Annotated in this window: 15 protein-coding genes; 6 read left to right on the top strand and 9 right to left on the bottom strand. The window is 41.6% G+C overall.

Annotation, left to right across the window (positions count from 1 at the left end; translation table 11 throughout):
* Nucleotides 1–133 precede the first annotated feature (133 nt).
* Nucleotides 134–988 (top strand): pyridoxine/pyridoxal/pyridoxamine kinase, encoded by an 855-nt coding sequence (gene pdxK / locus ACH33_RS00675; protein ID WP_175493589.1) that lies wholly within the window; start codon nt 134–136, stop codon nt 986–988.
* Nucleotides 989–1,126: 138 nt separating this feature from the next.
* Here pdxK and cyoD read toward each other — a convergent pair whose 3' ends face one another.
* From cyoD to ACH33_RS00655, 4 genes are read right to left on the bottom strand one after another with little or no spacing between them, the layout of a single operon-like run.
* A complete protein-coding gene (gene cyoD / locus ACH33_RS00670; protein ID WP_057897271.1) occupies nt 1,127–1,438 on the bottom strand; it encodes a cytochrome o ubiquinol oxidase subunit IV in 312 nt (103 codons plus the stop codon).
* Nucleotide 1,439: 1 nt separating this feature from the next.
* Nucleotides 1,440–2,039, bottom strand: coding sequence for a cytochrome o ubiquinol oxidase subunit III (cyoC, locus tag ACH33_RS00665; RefSeq protein ID WP_057897270.1), 600 nt, complete (start codon nt 2,037–2,039; stop codon nt 1,440–1,442).
* Complete coding sequence (qoxB, locus tag ACH33_RS00660) at nt 2,039–4,054, bottom strand: cytochrome aa3 quinol oxidase subunit I (RefSeq protein WP_057897269.1); 2,016 nt, start codon at nt 4,052–4,054, stop codon at nt 2,039–2,041. Before qoxB ends, cyoC begins: the two co-directional genes overlap by 1 nt.
* 24 nt (nt 4,055–4,078) lie before the next feature.
* Nucleotides 4,079–5,059 carry a COX aromatic rich motif-containing protein gene (locus tag ACH33_RS00655; protein ID WP_091260548.1) on the bottom strand — a complete coding sequence of 327 codons (981 nt, stop codon included), beginning with the start codon at nt 5,057–5,059 and terminating at the stop codon, nt 4,079–4,081.
* A gap of 473 nt (nt 5,060–5,532) precedes the next feature.
* On the opposite strand from ACH33_RS00655, the gene ACH33_RS00650 reads away from it, so the two are divergent.
* Nucleotides 5,533–6,069, top strand: a complete 537-nt coding sequence (locus ACH33_RS00650) for a DUF420 domain-containing protein (protein ID WP_057897268.1) — start codon at nt 5,533–5,535, stop codon at nt 6,067–6,069.
* Between the two features lie 71 nt (nt 6,070–6,140).
* On the opposite strand, the gene ACH33_RS00645 is transcribed toward ACH33_RS00650, so the two are convergent.
* From ACH33_RS00645 to ACH33_RS00635, 3 genes are all read right to left on the bottom strand, one after another.
* Nucleotides 6,141–7,814 carry a glutamine--tRNA ligase/YqeY domain fusion protein gene (locus ACH33_RS00645; protein WP_057900192.1) on the bottom strand — a complete coding sequence of 558 codons (1,674 nt, stop codon included), beginning with the start codon at nt 7,812–7,814 and terminating at the stop codon, nt 6,141–6,143.
* Between the two features lie 229 nt (nt 7,815–8,043).
* A complete protein-coding gene (locus ACH33_RS00640) occupies nt 8,044–10,047 on the bottom strand; it encodes an N-6 DNA methylase (RefSeq protein WP_236781936.1) in 2,004 nt (667 codons plus the stop codon).
* A 59-nt stretch (nt 10,048–10,106) separates the two neighbouring features.
* A complete protein-coding gene (locus ACH33_RS00635) occupies nt 10,107–11,012 on the bottom strand; it encodes a glutamate biosynthesis transcriptional regulator GltC (protein ID WP_057897267.1) in 906 nt (301 codons plus the stop codon).
* Nucleotides 11,013–11,229: 217 nt separating this feature from the next.
* Here ACH33_RS00635 and ACH33_RS00630 point away from each other — a divergent pair, with 217 nt between their 5' ends.
* Nucleotides 11,230–12,507 carry a Glu/Leu/Phe/Val family dehydrogenase gene (locus ACH33_RS00630; RefSeq protein ID WP_057897266.1) on the top strand — a complete coding sequence of 426 codons (1,278 nt, stop codon included), beginning with the start codon at nt 11,230–11,232 and terminating at the stop codon, nt 12,505–12,507.
* Between the two features lie 287 nt (nt 12,508–12,794).
* Here the strand turns inward: ACH33_RS00630 and ACH33_RS00625 are convergent, their stop codons facing one another.
* On the bottom strand, nt 12,795–13,706 hold the full coding sequence (locus ACH33_RS00625) for a LysR family transcriptional regulator (RefSeq protein WP_057900191.1): 912 nt from the start codon (nt 13,704–13,706) through the stop codon (nt 12,795–12,797).
* Between the two features lie 137 nt (nt 13,707–13,843).
* On the opposite strand from ACH33_RS00625, the gene ACH33_RS00620 reads away from it, so the two are divergent.
* The 3 genes from ACH33_RS00620 (at nt 13,844) to ACH33_RS00610 (ending at nt 18,923) form a co-directional block, all read left to right on the top strand.
* Nucleotides 13,844–15,022, top strand: coding sequence for an MFS transporter (locus ACH33_RS00620; RefSeq protein ID WP_057897265.1), 1,179 nt, complete (start codon nt 13,844–13,846; stop codon nt 15,020–15,022).
* Between the two features lie 441 nt (nt 15,023–15,463).
* Nucleotides 15,464–17,518 carry a methyl-accepting chemotaxis protein gene (locus tag ACH33_RS00615; RefSeq protein ID WP_057897264.1) on the top strand — a complete coding sequence of 685 codons (2,055 nt, stop codon included), beginning with the start codon at nt 15,464–15,466 and terminating at the stop codon, nt 17,516–17,518.
* A gap of 100 nt (nt 17,519–17,618) precedes the next feature.
* Complete coding sequence (locus ACH33_RS00610; protein ID WP_057897263.1) at nt 17,619–18,923, top strand: haloacid dehalogenase-like hydrolase; 1,305 nt, start codon at nt 17,619–17,621, stop codon at nt 18,921–18,923.
* A 102-nt stretch (nt 18,924–19,025) separates the two neighbouring features.
* On the opposite strand, the gene ACH33_RS00605 is transcribed toward ACH33_RS00610, so the two are convergent.
* Nucleotides 19,026–19,901, bottom strand: coding sequence for a LysR family transcriptional regulator (locus ACH33_RS00605; protein ID WP_057897262.1), 876 nt, complete (start codon nt 19,899–19,901; stop codon nt 19,026–19,028).
* Between the last annotated feature and the right edge of the window lie 22 nt (nt 19,902–19,923).

Here is a 19,923-nt window from a genome sequence, read left to right as displayed (position 1 = left end):
TTATTATGTAATATAAATTCAAAATACACATAACACTTTTACAAGTTATGCCTTTTCCCGCAGATTTTGAACAAGCGGGAAACATTATAGAACATCCTTTTATTTATACAGATTTAAGGGGGATATCCATAACATGAATATGTACAAAGCTTTAACCATAGCCGGTTCCGACACAAGCGGCGGCGCTGGCATGCAAGCCGATCTAAAAACATTCCAGGAGCGCGGCGTATACGGAATGACGGCTCTTACTGTTATCGTGGCGCAAGATCCGCATAACAATTGGTTTCATAATGTGTTTCCTATTGCTATTGAAACGCTGGAAGCACAGCTCGAGACCGTACTTGCTGGTATCGGCGTAGACGCGTTGAAAACAGGCATGCTCGGTTCTATCGATATTATCGAAATGGCAGCCAGCAAAATCGAAAAATACGCCATTAAAAATGTGGTCGTCGACCCAGTTATGGTATGTAAAGGCGCGGATGAAGCTTTGCATCCAGAAACAAATGAATGTCTGCGCGACGTGCTCGTGCCGAAGGCACTCGTTGTTACACCGAACTTGTTTGAAGCATGGCAACTAAGCGGCGTTGGTCCGATTAAAACCGTCGAGCAAATGAAAGAAGCAGCTGCTAAAATCCATGAGAAAGGCGCAAAATACGTAATTGTAAAAGGCGGTGGAAAACTCGAACACGAATCTGCCGTAGATGTACTGTACGACGGTAAAACATTCGAAATTCTAGAATCGGATCGTATTGGCACAACTTACACGCACGGTGCGGGATGCACATACTCCGCGGCCATTACCGCTGAGCTAGCAAAAGGCAAATCTCCGCGCGAAGCGATTGAAGTGGCTAAAGCATTCATTACGGAAGCGATCCGCCACTCATTCCCGCTGAATAAATACGTTGGGCCAACCAACCATGCTGGTTACCGCCTGTTCGGTCCTGGAAAGAACGAAAATCTACAAGAGCAGGTAGTTGCAACCAAATAGCACAAAAAAAGCCTTCGCTTGAAAAGACGAAGGCTTTTTTTGTGCTTGCAAAAATAAAAAATCTCTGTGCAACCAAAGCTGCACAGAGATATAAACACTAATAGAAATTATATTTCCCAAGTCCTGTGAAGCTTATGATTAAGCAAATTGAACTTGAGAGTTAAATGTCATAATCCAAATAGAGCCAGCTACAATTGTAACAACGAAAACAATGCCAAGCACTAACGCCATCACATTATATCTTGGCTTCTCTCCTTCTCTGATATGCATGAAGAAGAACAGCTGCACTGCAAATTGCAGAACCGCCATTACCATAATGGTCACGAAGAGTGCAGTCCGGCTCATCATATGATTGAGTACCAATACCAAAGGAATGATGGTTAATACAATCGATAAGATAAACCCGATAATATACGCTTTTGTTGAACCATGAGCCTCTTGCTGCGACATCTTACATCACCCCCAGCAGATAAACAACCGTAAAGAGGAAAATCCAAACAACATCAAGGAAGTGCCAATACAATCCAATAATCGTTACTTTTCGTTTGGTCACTTCATTAATTCCATAGCGGCCTAATTGGATCATAATCGCTACCATCCATATCAAACCGATGGAAACGTGAAGACCGTGCGTACCAACCAACGTAAAGAATGCTGAGAGAAAAGCGCTGGCTGAAATCGTCGCTCCCTCATGAGCCAGCTTAATAAACTCATCTATTTCTAAGCCTACAAACGCTAAACCCAATAATGCTGTAACGATCAACCAACCAATTAGACTCTTAAGCTTCCCTTTATGCATGGCTAATGTTGCCAAGCCACTCGTAAAGCTACTTGTTAACAGAATAAACGTTTCAGCAACAAACACTGGAACTTCAAACAATTCTTTGCCTGTCTGCCCAGGGTTTGCATGCGTGTACAATACGGCGTAAGTCGCAAACAAAGTACCGAACAAGAGGCAGTCCGTCACAAGGAAAATCCAGAATCCCAAAACTTTTAAGGACTCGTGATCCTCATGATGATGATGTTCATGATGGGATACTGCTTGTGCCATTATACAACCCTCCCTAACGATGCTTCGGTACGTTTCACTTCGTCAACCGGGATGTAGTAATCTGTGTCGTATTGGAAAGAACGGGCTAGCATGCAAAGACCTACGCCAAGCAAGCCGATAACAGCCATCGAAATCCAGACAAACGTAAGTTTCGTTTCACCGAACGTAATGTCAGTCGGAGCAAACGTAAAACCAAATCCAGCGATAAACCAGAAAACTGCCATCACAAATGGAATTCCGGAGTTTTTCGGCATATGAATTGGCTCAAGTTTCGGCTTTTCTTGTTTCGCCTTTCCTTGCTTCATTTCTTCCTTCATCCGCCACCATACATCTTTACCTGCTGCATGAGGAATTACGGCAAAATTGTAATGCGGTGCCGGAGACGGAATTGACCATTCCAGCGTACGTCCATCCCATGGGTCTCCTGTTACATCACGCTCACCATGTTTGATGCTGTAAATAATTTGCCATGCTTGGAAAATAAATCCGATACCCATTAAGAACGCGCCGATAGTAGACAACAGGTTAAGCGGTGCCCAACCTAAATCCCAGTTACCGTACGTATAAAGGCGTCGAGTCATACCCATAAAGCCTAATGCGTACTGCGGCATGAAACATACATAGAAACCAATATTCCAGAACCAGAACGCCCATTTTCCTAAGCGATCATTCAATTTGAAACCGAACATTTTCGGCCACCAGTAAATCAATCCAGCCACATAAGCGAAAACTACGCCACCAATCAATACTTGGTGGAAGTGGGCGATTAGGAAATAGCTGTTATGATATTGATAGTCCGCCGGAGCAACTGCCAGCATAACGCCTGTTGCACCACCAATAAGGAAGCACGGGATAAAAGCGATGGTCCACAGCATCGGCTGCTCCATCCGAATCCTTCCTCGGAACATTGTAAACAGCCAGTTAAATACTTTAACCCCTGTAGGAATAGCAATCGCCATTGTCGTGACCGCAAAGAAAGCATTAACGTTAGCACCGGCACCCATGGTAAAGAAGTGGTGAACCCATGTAAAGTAACCGAGAACACTAATAATCATCATGGCGAATACCATGGACGTATAACCAAAGATCGGCTTTCTTGAGAACGTACTTACAATTTCAGAGAAAATACCGAACGCCGGTAAGACAACGATATATACCTCAGGGTGTCCCCATATCCAGATGAGATTAATATACATCATCGGGTTACCGCCACCATCAATGGTGAAGAAGTGGGCACCCGCAAAACGGTCAATAAACAACAAGGCAAGAGTTACTGTCAGCACCGGGAACGCGAAAATGATCATGATACAACTAGCCATTACTGACCAAGTAAACAACGGCATATCCATCAATTTCATGCCCGGAGCACGCATTTTTAAAATGGTGACGATAAAGTTGATACCCGTCGCCAAACTACCGATACCGGAAATCTGAATACCCCAGATATAGAAGTTCTGACCCGGTCCCGGACTAAATTGATTTTCAGATAATGGCGGATAGCTAAGCCAGCCTGCATCCGCAGAACCGCCAATTACGAACGATATGTTAAAGAGCATTGCTCCCAAGAAGAACAGCCAGAAACTTACAGCGTTCAAGAACGGATACGCAACGTCACGCGCTCCGATTTGTAGCGGAACGACAATATTGAACAAACCGAACATAAACGGCATCGCCATGAATAAAATCATGATCGTTCCGTGTGTTGTAAAAATTTCATTGTAATGTTCGGAGTGTAGAAAAGGCATATTAGGGAACGCTAATTGTATGCGCATTAACAGGGCATCCACCCCGCCACGGAACAGCATCAATAACGACGCGATGATATACATAATACCGATTTTTTTATGGTCAACGGTTGTTAACCATTCGCGCCACAACCAGCCCCACTTCTTGAAATACGTAAGAACAAAGACAATAGCAAGAGTGGTGAGTACAATCGAAACGTCCGCACCATAAATTAATGGATCTCCCGTCACAAAGAACTGGGAGGCGAAGTTTTTGATATTCTCTAACATACGGTTTTCCCCCTTCCTTTGACTTTATTTGTCCGCCTTCATACCGGACATCTCATGTTGATTTGCTCCATGCTCCATATGCTGGTTTGCATCATGATTCATGTCACCATGATTCGTGTTCTGATTCATCTTCATATGGTGCTCATGTTGTTTATAATATTGGCCACCGTTTTTATCTACGATTTCTTTAAACAATTCCGGCGGGAAGGATGAGTAGAATTGCTTATCAGAAATACCTGGTTTTGCCAGCTCTTTATAACCATCTTTGGTTAAAGCAGGCGCTGTCTGTTTTACACTTTGTACCCATTTATCAAACTCTGCTTGCGATTTTGCAACGACTTTGAATTGCATATGAGCAAATCCTTCTCCTGTGAAGTTCGCACCCGATCCAAAATACTCGCCCGGTTCATTAGCCTTCAACGAAAGACCCATTGCCATTCCAGGCATCGTATATGTCTGTCCGCCTAACTGCGGAATCCAGAATGAGTTCATCGGGGCATCCGAAGTCACTACGAACTGAACAGGAACTCCTGTCGGAATCTCAATATAGTTGACTGTTGCAATCCCTTGTTCAGGATACTGGAACAACCATTTCCAATCCAGTGAAGTCACCTGAATCGTCAGCGGTTTAGTCTCAGGATCTTGAGGTTTGGCAAGTGCAAATGTGTCCCTTACCGTGAAAAAGCCCAAAATAGCGATGATAACAATAGGAATTCCCCACCAAACAATTTCAAGCGTCTTACTATCTACCCATTCCGGAGTATAAGGCGCTTTATTACCTGGCTTATCTCGATAACGCCAAACAACATACACGAGCATAGCCAGAACAGGAATGACGACAACAAGACACAAGATGATTGAGATAATAATTAATCGATATTGTGTTTCAGCAACCGGTCCTTTCGGATTCAGAACAATATAGTTCTCACACCCGGCTAACAACATTGTCGCCAAAGCTGCCATAATGAAGAATACAACCCGACGTAGCAGCTTTTGTTTCTTCACTTTGCTTCATCTCCTCTCTTACCCATCCGCCTGTTCTAACAGCAGAAATCCTTTCTGCTTCGTGAATTGAATCAAAAAAGAATAAGACCTATCAGTATCGTTTTTATAATATCAGAGGTACAAAAGATACGCGCAACGGTTCACTTAAAGTTCATCAATTCGTCACAATTTTATTCATAAAGTTTCCACATACTATGAATAAATTTACTATCCATCCACAAAATAGGAGTTAATATCCAAGAATCATCATAAATTGGCAACAATTTCATGATCTATTCTATAGAATTGTTGTATATTTTTCTCTCTATAAACATCGGCTCACGTTCACAAAACGATATAGAAAATTTAATGATTCATGTTTTTTTCACAATCTGTTGCAGACTTTTACTGTATCAATAGTAAAAAATAAGCTACAATAAAGCATAGACAAACAATAGTACTATAAAATGTAAAGTGACAAAGGGGTGATTTCGGTGAATTCTCATCAAGTAAAACAGCGTAATTATACGCCGGTCATTGTCACACTTACGATTGTAATTAATGCAATCGTTGCGATTTTGTATTTTATGCCGGAATATAAAGGATTAAGCGACGTTGATTTAACGTTTTTGCCGTTTTTAAACGCCGTATTAAACAGTTTTACGTTCGTTTTCCTCATTGCAGCCCTTGTATCGATTAAACAAAAAAATATTCAACGTCACCGCCGTTACATTTTTGCAGCGTTCACGACGACCACGCTCTTTTTGCTTTCATACGTAACGTATCATGCACTTACAGAGTCGACACCGTATGGCGGGGAAGGCATCTTACGTTTCATTTATTATTTCATTTTAATTACGCACATCGTATTATCTGCGGTCATCGTTCCGCTTGCGCTCATATCGACGGCGCGCGGATTAAATATGCAAGTCGAGAAACACCGTAAAATCGCACGCATAACAATGCCGATTTGGCTTTATGTTAGCTTTACCGGTGTACTTGTTTACATTATGATTTCACCATATTATTAAGAAAAATGCGGAAAGAAAGAAGCGGCATTACCTCTGTGGGGATGCCGCTTCTTTTTGATTTCTTTATTATTTCATTTCGGCATTTTGAACGAACTTTTCAACGAAACGATGCGGTTAAACACTAGCTTATCTGACGTAGTGTGCTTCGGATCAACATTGAAATACCCGTGACGAAAGAATTGGAACTTATCATGCGGTTTTACGTCTTTCATATTCGGCTCGACAAAACCCTGTACGATTTCGAGCGAGTTCGGATTTACATAATCCAGGAATGTCTTACCTTCCTCCTCTTCTCCCGCTTCCTCATCCAGAATAAGAGGCTCGTACAACCGAAATTCGGCTGGTACCGCATTCTTCGCTTCTACCCAGTGGATCGTTCCTTTCACTTTGCGTCCCGTAAAACCGGTACCGCTCTTCGTTTCCGGATCATACGTACAACGTAGCTCCACTACGTTACCGTTCTCGTCCTTAACCACTTCATTGCACTTGATAAAATACGCGTGCTTCAAGCGTACCTCATTGCCCGGATACAGGCGATGATACTTGCTTGGCGGATTCTCCATGAAATCGTCTTGCTCAATGTAAATCTCTCTGGAAAATGGAATTTGGCGCACGCCCATTTCCGGATTTTCCGGGTTAATTTCCGCGTCCAGCATTTCCACCTGACCTTCCGGATAGTTCGTAATAACAACTTTCAGCGGACGCAACACACCCATCGTTCGCGGTGCTTTTAGCTTTAGATCTTCACGAATAAAGTGCTCCAGCATCTTCGCGTCAACCAGACTGTTGCTCCGGGCAACGCCAATTTCACGGCAAAACGCACGAATCGCTTCCGGCGTATATCCCCTTCGACGCAGACCAGAGATAGTTGGCATACGCGGGTCATCCCAGCCATCCACATATTGCTCGTCCACAAGCTGCTTCAGCTTACGCTTACTCATCACGGTATTTGTCAAGTTCAAACGGGCAAATTCGTACTGGCGCGGGGTATGCTCCATCTCGCATTCCCGGATAATCCAGTCATACAATGGACGATGATCTTCGAATTCCAGCGTACAAAGCGAATGGGTTACACCTTCAATCGCATCTTCCAGAGGATGTGCGAAGTCATACATTGGATAGATGCACCATTTATCCCCAGTATTGTGATGTGTAGCATGGGAAATACGGTACAATACTGGATCGCGCATATTAATATTCGGAGAAGCCATATCAATTTTGGCACGCAATACTTTTTCCCCGTCCTTAAATTCGCCCTTACGCATACGCTCAAACAGATCGAGATTCTCTTCCACAGAGCGATTGCGATACGGACTCTCCTCACCCGGTTCAGTCAACGTACCGCGCGTTGCGCGAATTTCTTCCGGCGAAAGATCACAAACGTATGCTTTTCCCTTTTTGATGAGGAGTACAGCCCGGTTATACATTTCCTCAAAATAATCGGAAGCGAAGTACAACCCATCCCATTCGAAACCGAGCCATTTCACGTCTTCTTTGATGGCTTTGACGTATTCCCTGTCTTCTTTTAATGGGTTGGTATCATCAAAACGCAGGTTTGTTTTACCGTTGAATTCGTCCGCTAACTCAAAGTTCAAACAAATGGATTTAGCGTGTCCAATATGTAAATAGCCATTCGGTTCCGGCGGAAAACGCGTGACGATCGTATCTACCTTCCCGGATTTTAAGTCTTCTATAACGATATTTCTAATAAAGTTGGAGGAACTCGGTTTTTCCAAAACGATCAACCTTTCTATATTGAAATAAAAACGCCCCGAAGCGTTTTTGCCTTTGTTATACATAATATCGTCTGCATATAGAGAGTTCAACATGCCTAGTTCCGGCATCCCTTATTCTCTACAAACAGCTATAGTTTTATTTTTTCCAAGGATGTGGCTTTTTAGGGAAACAACATAATGAGCCTTCTACTCAAACGTAAAGCCAAGATCCTCGGCGTTTGTTAAAGAGCGAATATCACTATCCTATATAGTGATCTTTTATGTAACCCATCATATGATTCTGTCTTTCCAGTTCCTTTTTTAAACTTTCATAGTTCTCAATCATAGCGCTATAGTATTGCATAAACTTATCTTGTTCAGCTTTATCAGGAAGGCTAATTTCAAATTGGAGAAATTTCCTTTCATCTAAATATTTTCTATTTGTCGTACCGGAGCTGGACTCTTTAACGATCGCCATAAACTCTGATGTCGAAGTAAATAAGTTGAACCAATCAATATTGAGCAACTCATGTTTTGCTTCATATGTCCAAAAGTTCCCCGTTATAATCGCACCTTCCAACTCCTCCGGAACAATTCCAAACGCCCCGTTCCTTGCATCTATTCTCGACAATAAAAATTGTCCTCTTGATATTTTAAACTGTCTTTTTGTACCAATTTCCTTTCCATAGACAATATCCCTTAGATAAATTCCACCATGATTCAACTTTATCGTAACCCTTTTATACTGGGTTTCATCATCTAAAATTAAAGTATCTTTTATTCTTGTTAACAATTGACCTATTTTATACTTTCTTCTTTTTCTATTAATAGAACGCACGTAATCCAAAAATGCAATTGTATTTTTCTTCCGTTCTTCCATCAGGTTTATTGCCTTTGTGCTTGTATTTATCATGACATCTCTAAGCTTATCTGCTGAAAAACAATCATCGTTTTTATTTTTATTAGGGTTCTTGATATCCAAGTTATAGTTTCTCTCAGTAATTTCATGAATAGATACCAACCAGGCATGTTCGTTGGCGCTCCTATTGTTCCACCATTTGCGTTCTATTTCAAACTCCTCATATCGAATCGGCCGTGTTTTGGAATATTTCTTATACTCGTCTGGAAGCGGATGTTCAAAATACCAAATATGTTCAGTAGATTTTCCGCCTTCAATAAAAAGCAAGTTCGTCTCAATATCAGTATAAGGTTCAAAGACTCCTTTCGGCAGCCGAACAATGGTATGAACATTCCATTCTCTTAACAATTTCTTCTTTATATTGATTTTTACTGTATCCTTTTCAAACAAAAAATTATCTGGCAAAATTACACACGCCCTACCGTTTTCCTTCAGCAAATACATAAGCAGTACCATGAATAAGTCCGCGGTTTCTTTCGTTCTAAATTGAAGGGGAAAGTTGCTAGCAATTCCATCTTCCTCTTTTCCGCCAAAAGGGGGATTGATCATAATGACATCCACTTTATCCACTGGTTTGTACTCTTCAACATTTCTAGTCAAAAAGTTATCACGGCATATTTTGGGAATATCGATGTCGTGCAAAATCATGTTTGTTACCGCAAGCATATATGGCAGCGGTTTCTTTTCAATCCCGATAATGGTTTCCTGCAAAATCCTGTTGTCATCAACGCTTTTTATCTGTTGTCTAAGATGCTCCAGCGCACTTAGTAAATAACCACCGGTACCACAGGCAAAGTCTAACACTTTTTCTCCCAGCCGGGGATTAACCATGTTCACTACAAATTGCGTTACCGGGCGGGGCGTGTAATATTCCCCCGCGTTACCGGCGCTCTGTAAATCCTTTAAAATCGTTTCGTAAATATCGTTAAATATATGCCTATCTTTTTGGGTAGTAAAATCAATCTCGTTTAATTTACGAATGACTTGCCGCAGTAAAGCTCCCGATTTCATATAGTTATAGGAATCCTCAAATACTGATCTGACAATACATGCTTTGGAATGGCTATTTCCATCGAAATGCAGCTCTTTTAACCCTTTAAATAGCTTGTTGTTAACGAACCCCAGCAATTCTTCGTCGGTCATGCCTTTGTCGTCTGCCGTCCAGTCTCTCCATCTTAAGCCTTCCGGGATGATCGGTTCATAATTATCATACAATCGTTCCCATTCTTCTTCTTTTGCGTCAAAAACTTTCAAAAATACCATCCATACCAGTTGAGAAATACGCTGGGCGTCGCCGTCTATCCCGGCGTCTTTTCTCATAATATCCTGTACAGATTTAATCACTGACAAAACGGACATTCAGCACTCCCCCTTCTTATCGTCCGAGCTATGTTATACTACTATTATTTCTCAAATCCGCTCAATACCGTGAAAAACTGCTTGAGAAACTCATAGAACCGCTTTTCTGTAGGCAACAGCTCACGGTCACTCGGAATAATCACGCCCACGGTACGGGTAACAGTCGGCTCACTGATAGGAAGCTTCACTGTTGCGCGCGGTATGCTATCAACTAATGTAATTTCAGGAATCAGCGTGACGCCAAGACCAGCTGCCACCAGCCCCTTAATTGCGTCAATGTCTTCCCCCTCAAATGAAACTTTAGGCTGAAAACCAAACTGCCGGCAAGCATTGACGACAAGCTCGCGCAGGATAAATCCTTCAGGAAACAACACAAACGAATCATCCCGCAGTTGACTCAATTGCAGAGAAGATTGACCCGCGAGGGGATGATGGGCTGGCAGAAGTGCAACAATATTCTCCAGGAACAAGATATGGCCCTGAATCTGTTTCTCATGTTTGGGTACCGGGCCAAGCAGCGCCAGGTCGATTTCCCCTTTGGCCACCGCATCAATCAAAGAGCGGTAGGAGCCTTGACGCAACTGAAATTTAACCTGAGGGTGACTTTCGCGAAATGCGGAGATAACGGTAGGTAGTGTATAGGCAGCCAAACTGCTCGGAAATCCAATACGAATCGTACCCAGTTCCGGGTCGAGAAATTCTTCGATTTCCCGCTTCGCTTTTTCGATCACCTGCATCGCCTGCTGCATGTATGCCAAAAAACTTCTTCCGATCGGGGTTAATCTAACGTTCCGCCCCTCCCGAATAAACAAATCAACTCCCAACTCTGATTCTAAGTTAAAAATCTGACGGCTTACAGCCGATTGTGCCACATGCAAAGCAAGTGCCGCCTCAGTTACATGTTCTCGTTTGGCCACTTCGATAAAATACTGTATTTGCCTCAATTCCATTCTCATCACTCCACTGTTTAATCATCTCATATCGGCATTAATATTATCTAAATTTTATATTGTTTCGATTAATTTTCAATTATAAAATACACCTGTAATTAAATAACTCGGCTATCCTCCAAAAACAATGGGTACTAAAGTAAAGCCTAATTGGATAAACCGAACGATAAAATTACAAAATATTCAGGATATTACTTTAAAGGTGGGGGGGAGAACAATGGCTACCGTACAACAAGTGCAACAAACAGAAAGGGAAGTTCTTAATCCATATCAAATCGTACAAACACAGATTGAAAACGCAGCGGCCATTCTCGGACTTGAGCGCGACATTGTAGAAATTCTAAAAAAGCCCAAGCGTGTTCTTTGCGTTACTTTCCCGGTGAAAATGGACGATGGCAGCATCCGCGTGTTTGAGGGATACCGCTCGCAACATAATGACGCAATCGGGCCAACAAAAGGCGGCATCCGCTTCCATCCTGAAGTGACGATGGATGAAGTTAAAGCGCTATCGATGTGGATGACCTTCAAGTGCGGCGTAGTAAGCCTGCCATACGGCGGCGGAAAGGGTGGCGTGATCTGCGATCCGCGAACCTTGAGCCAAGGAGAAATCGAACGGATCAGCCGGGGATTCATGGAGGCAATTGCGGATATCGTCGGCCCGGACAAAGATATTCCTGCACCGGACGTATACACCAACCCGCAAATTATGAGCTGGATGATGGACACTTTCAGCCGCATGAAAAGATCGTTCAATCCAGGTGTAATTACCGGCAAACCGCTGATCGTTGGTGGCTCCAAAGGACGCAATGAAGCGACAGCTCGCGGCTGCGTGTACACCATTGAGGAAGCGTTAAAAGACGCGGGCAGGCAGATGCGAGGCGCTACGGTAGCTATTCAGGGATTCGGCAACGCGGGACGAATCGCCGCTAATCTTCTGGCCGCACAAGGCTGCAAAATCGTGGCGGTGAGCGATTCCAAAGGTGCGCTGTACAATCCACAGGGACTTGACCTTGACATAGTAAAACAATTAAAAGATTCGTCGACGATTATGAATTATGACCAGTGTTACCACCTGCAACGACCGGAAGAAATTCTGGAGCTCGACGTAGACATTCTGATTCCAGCTGCGCTTGAAAACGTAATTACCTTGAAAAACGTAGACAAAGTGAAGGCACGTATCGTGGCGGAAGCAGCCAATGGCCCTACTACACCGCAAGCGGACAAAGTACTGTTCCAAAAAGGCATCCTCGTCATTCCTGACATTCTGGCTAATGCTGGCGGCGTAACAGTATCTTACTTCGAATGGGTTCAAAATCTGATGAATTTCTATTGGAGCGAGGAAGAAGTCAATCAGAAGCTGCGCGACGTGATGGTTCAGTCTTATCGAGAAGTGCGTTCGCTCGCACACGAATACCGAACCGATTTCCGTACAGCCGCCTATATGATTTCCCTGAAACGTATCGCCGAAGCGATGAAAGCACGCGGTTGGATATAAAATAGCGTTTAAAAAATATTTATTATATACTCCCTTTTTTAGACAAAGTGTGGCGGCAAAGCATTCTATACCACCTCAAAAAAGAAAACTTTGCCGCCGCCTCCCACTTTGTCTGAAAAATCTATCAGCTTTCACTATGATAGTTTTAAAAAAAGCATTCAAGTTATATTTGCTTTTAACTCCTTTCCCCTTAGACTCTGAATAGTTTCCAATTCCCACGACAAATGTGAACCTCGATTCTTGATTCTTGTGCCTTTGGCATTTTTCTGTGTAAAAAGAGAGCATTTCTAATCATACTGATTAAAGAGTGGGATGACAGATTTTTTCATTAGATCAATAAACGCATGTACAGTTGGCGATAGATTGTCACTTTTCCAAGCAAGGGCCGTCGTAGTGGTAAATGGATGATTCCGAATGTCACGATAGACAACTTTAGTTTTTAATACATATTGTATAAAAGATGGTACGAGAGCTACTCCCATTCCTGATGAAACAAGAGATATGACAGTAGGTAATTCCTGTGCTTCCTGTACTACCTTTGGATGGAATCCTGCCTGATAACAACAGTTCATCACTGTATCATAATGACTTTGATTTGCCTTTCTTCCCGTTAAAATGAATGGATCGTTAGATAAATCAACAAGATTTATTGGGGATGTTTTAGAAGCTAAAGGATGATCCTTTGGTAAAGCAATCACCATTGGTTCTTGTCGAATCACTTCAACATGAATGGTGTCATTTTTTATTTTTATAGGATGACAAAGTATTCCTATATCAATATAGCCTTCGTGTAAAGCTTTTACTTGTTCTGCTGTTGTTAACTGTTGCAAATCTATATGAATATTAGGGTATTCCTTTCGATAGAGCTCTATAATGGTTGGAAGAATATCATAGACTGCTGAAGCTATGAAACCAATCGTTATTTCTCCAGCCTCTCCGCGGTTCACCATTCTTATCGTTTCGATTGCTCCCTCTAAATCCTTAAAAATCTGATAAACTTTTTCTAAAAACAATTGGCCTTCTTTTGTTAATTCTACCTTTCTTTTCGTTCGATGGAAAAGAGGCACCCCTATTTCTTCTTCTAATTGACGGATTTGAAGACTTAATGGTGGCTGTGCCATATTTAAACGAGCTGCAGCTTTACCAAAATGTAATTCTTCAGCTACTGTTATGAAATATTTCAAATGACGCAGTTCCAACATATGACCCCCTTTTTAATACTTATTATATATTAATATCTCTATAAATATATATTAGACATATTACAATGAGTTTTGTAAGGTGGAAATAGAATATCTCTTCCATAACGAATGATTCTATGAAAATGGAGGTTATCATGCGAAAAGTTTTTCTCCTCACGATAGGTATGTTCGCTCTTGGGTTTGATGCCTATGTGATAGCTGGTTTGTTGCCGAATATAGAGGTAACGTTCAAAATAAGCGCCTCACAAACAGGACAAGCAGTGAGTGTCTTCACCCTTTTTTATGCACTAGCAGCCCCAATTTTTGCGACATTGTTGGCTGGAAAACCAATGCGCAGGATTTTAGTAGTGGCACTTGCAGTATTCTCATTAGGCAATGGGGCTAGTGCACTAGCCTCGAGTTTCTCCATGCTGCTTATGGCTCGTGCAATTGCAGGTATCGGAGCTGGGCTTTATTCCCCGCTGGCCGCTACAGCTGCTGCATCCCTTGTTTCCGAACAGAAACGCGGCCGTGCTCTTGGCATAACACTAGGCGGCATGAGCACAGGAACGGTCGTAGGGGTTCCACTTGGATTGATTATTGCTGAACATCTAAATTGGCACGCAACTCTCTGGTTCATCACTGCACTAGGTCTTATCGCCATGATAGGAATTGTAATATGGTTTCCAAATTTTCCAGCTTCAGCGCCACCCTCACTACGTCAACGTGTGGCCATGATGACCAATGGACGGGTTGCAGCAATTGTTGGCATCACTTTTATGACCAGTATTGCCAGCTTGGGTCTCTATACATATATCGCAACCATTTTAGATAACCTGGCAGACATTCCTATGATCACACCCTATCTTTGGGCATGGGGCATTGGTGGCGTAGTTGGGAGTTTTTCCATCGGTACTTTGATTGACCGAGCGAGTAGACCAGGTTTACTCATGTCCGGCATTTTAGTCATAATGGCTTTAGCCATGTTCAGCTTACCATTCGTGCTTCAATTTCCGATACTATCATTCCTGCCTTTCATTCTATGGGGGGCGATGGGTTGGGCCTCGCAAGCCCCGCAACAACATGAATTACTTTGCTTACAACCTAATCACGGCGCAGCTGTCGTTGCTTTAAATAGTTCCGCTAATTATTTAGGTAGTGCGATAGGGTCCGCTCTTGGAGGGGGAGTAATGCTAGCTGGATTAGCACCTTCCCAACTTCCATTTGCTGCCGGTTGTCTAGTATTAGTGACTTTACTGGGACAATGGGGGATTGTGTCAAGCAAAAGAAAGCATGGAAGAGTGAGAGAAAACATAGAAAATCAAATGCAATAAAGACTATCTCGAAATTTGATAAAAACATAATATGTATCGCCTTTATACTCAATTGGTGTCAAAAATAAACAATAAAATTCAACAGAGGCTTGAATATAAAAAAGAAACCCCCGAGTGTTCTTCTCAGAACCGCTCGGAGTTTCTTTTCTTAATCTTTCAGATCCTTGTCGGATAGAATCCCTTTGCTCAGATATCCACAGAATTATTTGAATTTTTAATCGTTGGTTAAGGAGGAATGATATCAATAATCTGATGAATCCCCTACTACTTTATATAAAATTCTTAACGGAACCTAAAATTATTCCGATTAAAATAAAAGATACTATATAAAATCGTAATTAATATATCGGCATTCTTTCGTGGTTAGAAAGGAGGAAGAATGATAAGAAGAAAAAGAAAGACTCCAGAAGATAAACAGGATATCACTTAGGAGGAACAATCATGTTACGTAGTATAAAGGGCAAGTTAGCCATTACTTTTTTATTGATCATTACGATACCAATCACCGTAATTAGCAGCATTGTTTATATCAACATGAAGCAACAAATTCTTGATGATTTTATTCAAGCAAATACGAAAGAAGTTATCCAGGTCGATAATGGAGTTTCTCTTTACTTTGAAGCTATTCGAGAAAATCTTGCCATGATGGCAAATAATGCGACTGTGAAAAAAGCAGATCAAACGATTAAGTCATATATTAATCAGCCCAATACAACAAAGCTTACGCCATTGGAAAACGGAGGCATTGAGGCTGAAATTTATAAAGAATTTATGCATTACGTGGAATCGCATCCCAATACATCTGCCGCTTTTTTAGCAACAGTAAACGGCGGTTACACCCAATACCCTGTAAAAGAAATGAAGCCTCATTACGATCCCCGCAACCGTCCTTGGTACAAAGCCGCTATGGCTAAACCAGGGGAAGTAGTTATTACTGATCCATATATTTTGTCTGCAACGAATACGATTGCGGTAAGTGAAGTTACCATGCTGAAGGATGCTAATGGAAAACCTGCGGGTGTTGTAGGAGTAGATGTTAACTTAGAGAATTTGACCGAAGTATTAAAAAATATGAAAATTGGAGATTCTGGCTATGTCATGATGCTTTCCCAGGATGGAACGATTCTTGCTCATTCCAAACGTCCTGACATGATTTCAAAAAACATTAAAGATTTAAAAAATGATAAGTTAGCATCCATTCACAATGTGTCACAAAAACATTTTGAAGTAAATATAGATGGGTTGGATTATGTTGCCAACGTTTATACTTCCAAGAAAACCGGCTGGAAATATATTTCCTTTATTGAGCAGCAAGAATTAAGTAAGAGCGCAAACCATATTGGCTATGTCATTCTATTTGTAAGCTTAGGCTTTGGAGTTATCGCATTGGGCGTAGCAATGATTATTTCCTCTAGATTTTCCAAGCCAATTACTATGATTATTGACCATATGAAGCAAATTGGCATCGGTAACTTAACGCAAGAAGTTCCATCAGCATTGCTGAATAGGAAAGATGAAGTCGGAATTTTAGCCCACTCTCTTGAATCTATGCAATCATCGATCCAACATTTGGTGGCACAACTAATAAATGCGGCAAAGAAACTAGTCGATTCATCGGAACAATTGTCTTCTCATGTTGAACAAAATATGAAGACAATTAATCAAATTGTATCGTCTGTTCAAGAAGTAGCGACGGGTGCCGATAACCAATTACAACGCACGGAAGAAAGTGCCAGAGCAATGGAAGAAATGGCTATCGGTATACAACGAATTGCCGAATCCACTTCAAATATTGCAGAATCGTCATTGGAAACATCGAAAGAAGCTGAAAAAGGAAACGGTACGATTCAACAAGCTGTTCAGCAAATGAATGAAATTGAAGATGCCGTGACCCATTCACTGAAAGTAGTCAAAGTATTGCAAGAGCGTGCAACCGAAATTGTAAGTATAGTACATATGATTACAGATATTTCTTCACAGACCAATCTTCTCGCATTGAATGCCAGCATTGAAGCGGCACGTGCCGGTGAACATGGCCGAGGTTTTGCGGTTGTAGCCGACGAGGTAAGAAAACTTGCGGAACAATCATCTGAATCGGCCGATAAAATCATTACTCTTATCCAGGAAATTCAACGTGAGACAAACCGAGCGATGGATTCAATGGATTTTGTTAGTGAAAGTGTGACGAATGGTATCAAAATGGTTCAGGAATCGGGAAAAGCATTTCAACGTATACTTGGCGAAATTAAAAATATTACCGAGCAAATTCATGATAACTCCGCTGTTTCTGAACAAATGTCTGCGTCTAGTGAAGAAGTAACCGCATCTGTTGATGAAACAGCTCAAATTGCAAAAATGTCAACTGCACATATGCAAAATGTTTCCACTGCATCTGAACGTCAACTAGCAGCAATGAAAGCTTTGCAAACCTCTTCCGAGGAATTGCATCAACTATCCAAAGAACTAAACCAACTGATCGACAATTTTCAAGTGTGAAAAATTCACACTCTGTAATTTTTTATAATATGTCTCCATCTAAATGATTGATCATGTTTTATAATTATTCATTTTATAAATATACAGGGGGAATTTATTCATGAAAAAGAAAAACTTTTTACTCGGATTGGGACTGACCTTCTCTCTTTTACTAACGTCACAAGGCCCTGTCTTGGCAGCGCAGCCAGTACAGGAAACTACATCACGTATCGTGCAAAATATTCAAGCGCTTGATCAAGGAAAATGGGCACCGAAAAACTACGAAGCTATTCAAGCTCTTATTGACCAATATGGAATAAAAAATCCTTCATACAATCCCGAAAAAAAGCCTTATGTCATCTTTGACTGGGACAATACTAGCATTATGCACGATACGGAAGAAGCGTTATTTGTTTACCAAATAAACAATCTGGCCTTTAAAATGACTCCTGAAGAATTTGCCAAAGTACTTCGTGCCAATGTCCCGGCCGGCGCATTCTCCGCTCAGTATAAAAATGCAGACGGCAAAACGATAACACTTGAAGCGATTGCTTCGGATATCGAATCAGATTACAAATACTTATATGATCATTACAAAGGTTTTAAAGGCGAAAACTCTCTTGAAGACATTGTCAAAACTGATGAGTTTCAAGATTTCCGTAGCAAAATGCTCTTCCTTTACGAAGCGATAATCGGTACTCATGGCAGTAAAGTAGGTTATCCCTGGGTTCTGCAATTCTTTACAAATATGACAACCCAGGAAGTACAAAAGCTTGCGGAAGCTTCTAACGATTACTCTCTTGGAGATGCCATTAGAAAGGTTACATGGACAAGTCCAACATCACTTGCCGGTAATGCCGGGGTAGTAACGGCTACACACATCACAGGAATCCGTCTTACTCCGGAAATTGCAAACCTTATGAACACTTTCCGCTCCAACGGAATCGATGTTTACGTTGTTTCAGCTTCTATGGAAGAAGTAGTGGAGGTATTTGCCACGAATCCGAAATATGGTTACAACCTACCGAAGGAAAATGTGATTGGCATGCGGTTAGAGACAAATTCTGACGGTAAAATTATACCTAAGTACAAACAAAATTGGTTTATTACAGTAAATCACGGCAAAACGGAAGTTATCCAGTCAGAAATCGCCAAGAAACGCGGCTATGGGCCTCTCTTTATCGCCGGAGATAGTGACGGGGATTACGAAATGATGACCGAATTTCCTGATACTAAATTAGTTTTGATCATCAACCGTGTAAAAGACGGAAATATTGGTAAAGCAGCAGCCCGTGCTACAGAAACTGCGAATAATAAACAACCAAAATTCATCCTGCAAGGACGCGATGAAAATACTGGCATGTGGATCCCGTCTGAATCCACGATTAGACTTGGCAAGTCGGAACCGGAACTTTTGAAAAAATAGTAAGTACTGTTGTACAAGAACCGTTCGGAAAAATGACGAACGGTTCTTGTATATTCAATATGGGTTAAGCTGCATTCAGAAAAACATAGAATTTAAGATTGTTTATCTATCTCTTATGTTCTGTTCATTCCGTACAATGCGAATTGTCTCTATAAATTTCGCCAATGCATTTGTCATGTGCGATCCCGACCTGTACACAAAAACGGTAGAAACGATACTGTATTCTTTTGGGATAGCGTAGCATCTTACTTCCCCTTCCGCTTCCAAATGTTTTACTGTCATCTTGGGAATTAGCGTAATTCCCAAACCGGAGACAACACTACCTAAAATCGTTTCAAGTGTACCAAACTCCATCTCTTTCCCCGGTACGATTCCTTCCGATTCCAGCCATCGTCTCAATCGGGCCCGGTAACCACATCCTGGGCCAAATACAAGAAGCGGTTTTGTTTTTATATCATCCAAAGAAGAGGAACGAGCATTTGCCACGAGAACCAATTCTTCTTCAAATACTTGCTCCTGGATAATGTGAGGATGTTCAACAGGCCCTGTGACAAATGCGCCGTCAAGCTTACCGTTTATTACTTCGCGAATAAGATGGCTCGTAACTCCCGTGATAAGGGATAAATCCACCTGTGAGTATTTGTGATGATAGGCAGATAAAATGACAGGAAGTTTTACGACGGTTTCGACGGAACCGATTTCCAATGTGCCGCGCGGGTTATCTTTGTCTTGAAATGATTCTACCATTTCATCCATCATTGCTAAGATTTTTTCTACGTAAGATAATAACCGTTTTCCTTCCGAATTTAGTGTCATACCACGGCTATGACGATAAAAAAGCGGCGTTTGCAGCTTGATTTCCAACTGTTGAATTCTTGCTGTTACATTAGACTGAACATAATTCAGTTCTTTAGCTGCCTTGCTAATGCTTCCATGCTGCGCAACAGCTTGAAAAATTCGCAAATCTCGAATCTCCATGTGCATCCTCCATACTATTTGC

This window comes from Aneurinibacillus sp. XH2, from assembly GCF_001439585.2.
In the GTDB taxonomy this organism is placed as follows: domain Bacteria; phylum Bacillota; class Bacilli; order Aneurinibacillales; family Aneurinibacillaceae; genus Aneurinibacillus; species Aneurinibacillus thermoaerophilus.
This window is presented reverse-complemented; position numbering and strand designations above follow the sequence as displayed.

Bases quoted from the DNA above. Each gene is read 5' to 3' on its own strand.
- pdxK (WP_175493589.1), top strand. From the start codon at position 134: ATGAATATGTACAAAGCTTTAACCATAGCCGGTTCCGACACAAGCGGC.
- cyoD (WP_057897271.1), bottom strand. From the start codon at position 1,438: ATGTCGCAGCAAGAGGCTCATGGTTCAACAAAAGCGTATATTATCGGG.
- cyoC (WP_057897270.1), bottom strand. From the start codon at position 2,039: ATGGCACAAGCAGTATCCCATCATGAACATCATCATCATGAGGATCAC.
- qoxB (WP_057897269.1), bottom strand. From the start codon at position 4,054: ATGTTAGAGAATATCAAAAACTTCGCCTCCCAGTTCTTTGTGACGGGA.
- ACH33_RS00635 (WP_057897267.1), bottom strand. From the start codon at position 11,012: ATGGAATTGAGGCAAATACAGTATTTTATCGAAGTGGCCAAACGAGAA.
- ACH33_RS00630 (WP_057897266.1), top strand. From the start codon at position 11,230: ATGGCTACCGTACAACAAGTGCAACAAACAGAAAGGGAAGTTCTTAAT.
- ACH33_RS00620 (WP_057897265.1), top strand. From the start codon at position 13,844: ATGCGAAAAGTTTTTCTCCTCACGATAGGTATGTTCGCTCTTGGGTTT.
- ACH33_RS00615 (WP_057897264.1), top strand. From the start codon at position 15,464: ATGTTACGTAGTATAAAGGGCAAGTTAGCCATTACTTTTTTATTGATC.
- ACH33_RS00610 (WP_057897263.1), top strand. From the start codon at position 17,619: ATGAAAAAGAAAAACTTTTTACTCGGATTGGGACTGACCTTCTCTCTT.
- ACH33_RS00605 (WP_057897262.1), bottom strand. From the start codon at position 19,901: ATGGAGATTCGAGATTTGCGAATTTTTCAAGCTGTTGCGCAGCATGGA.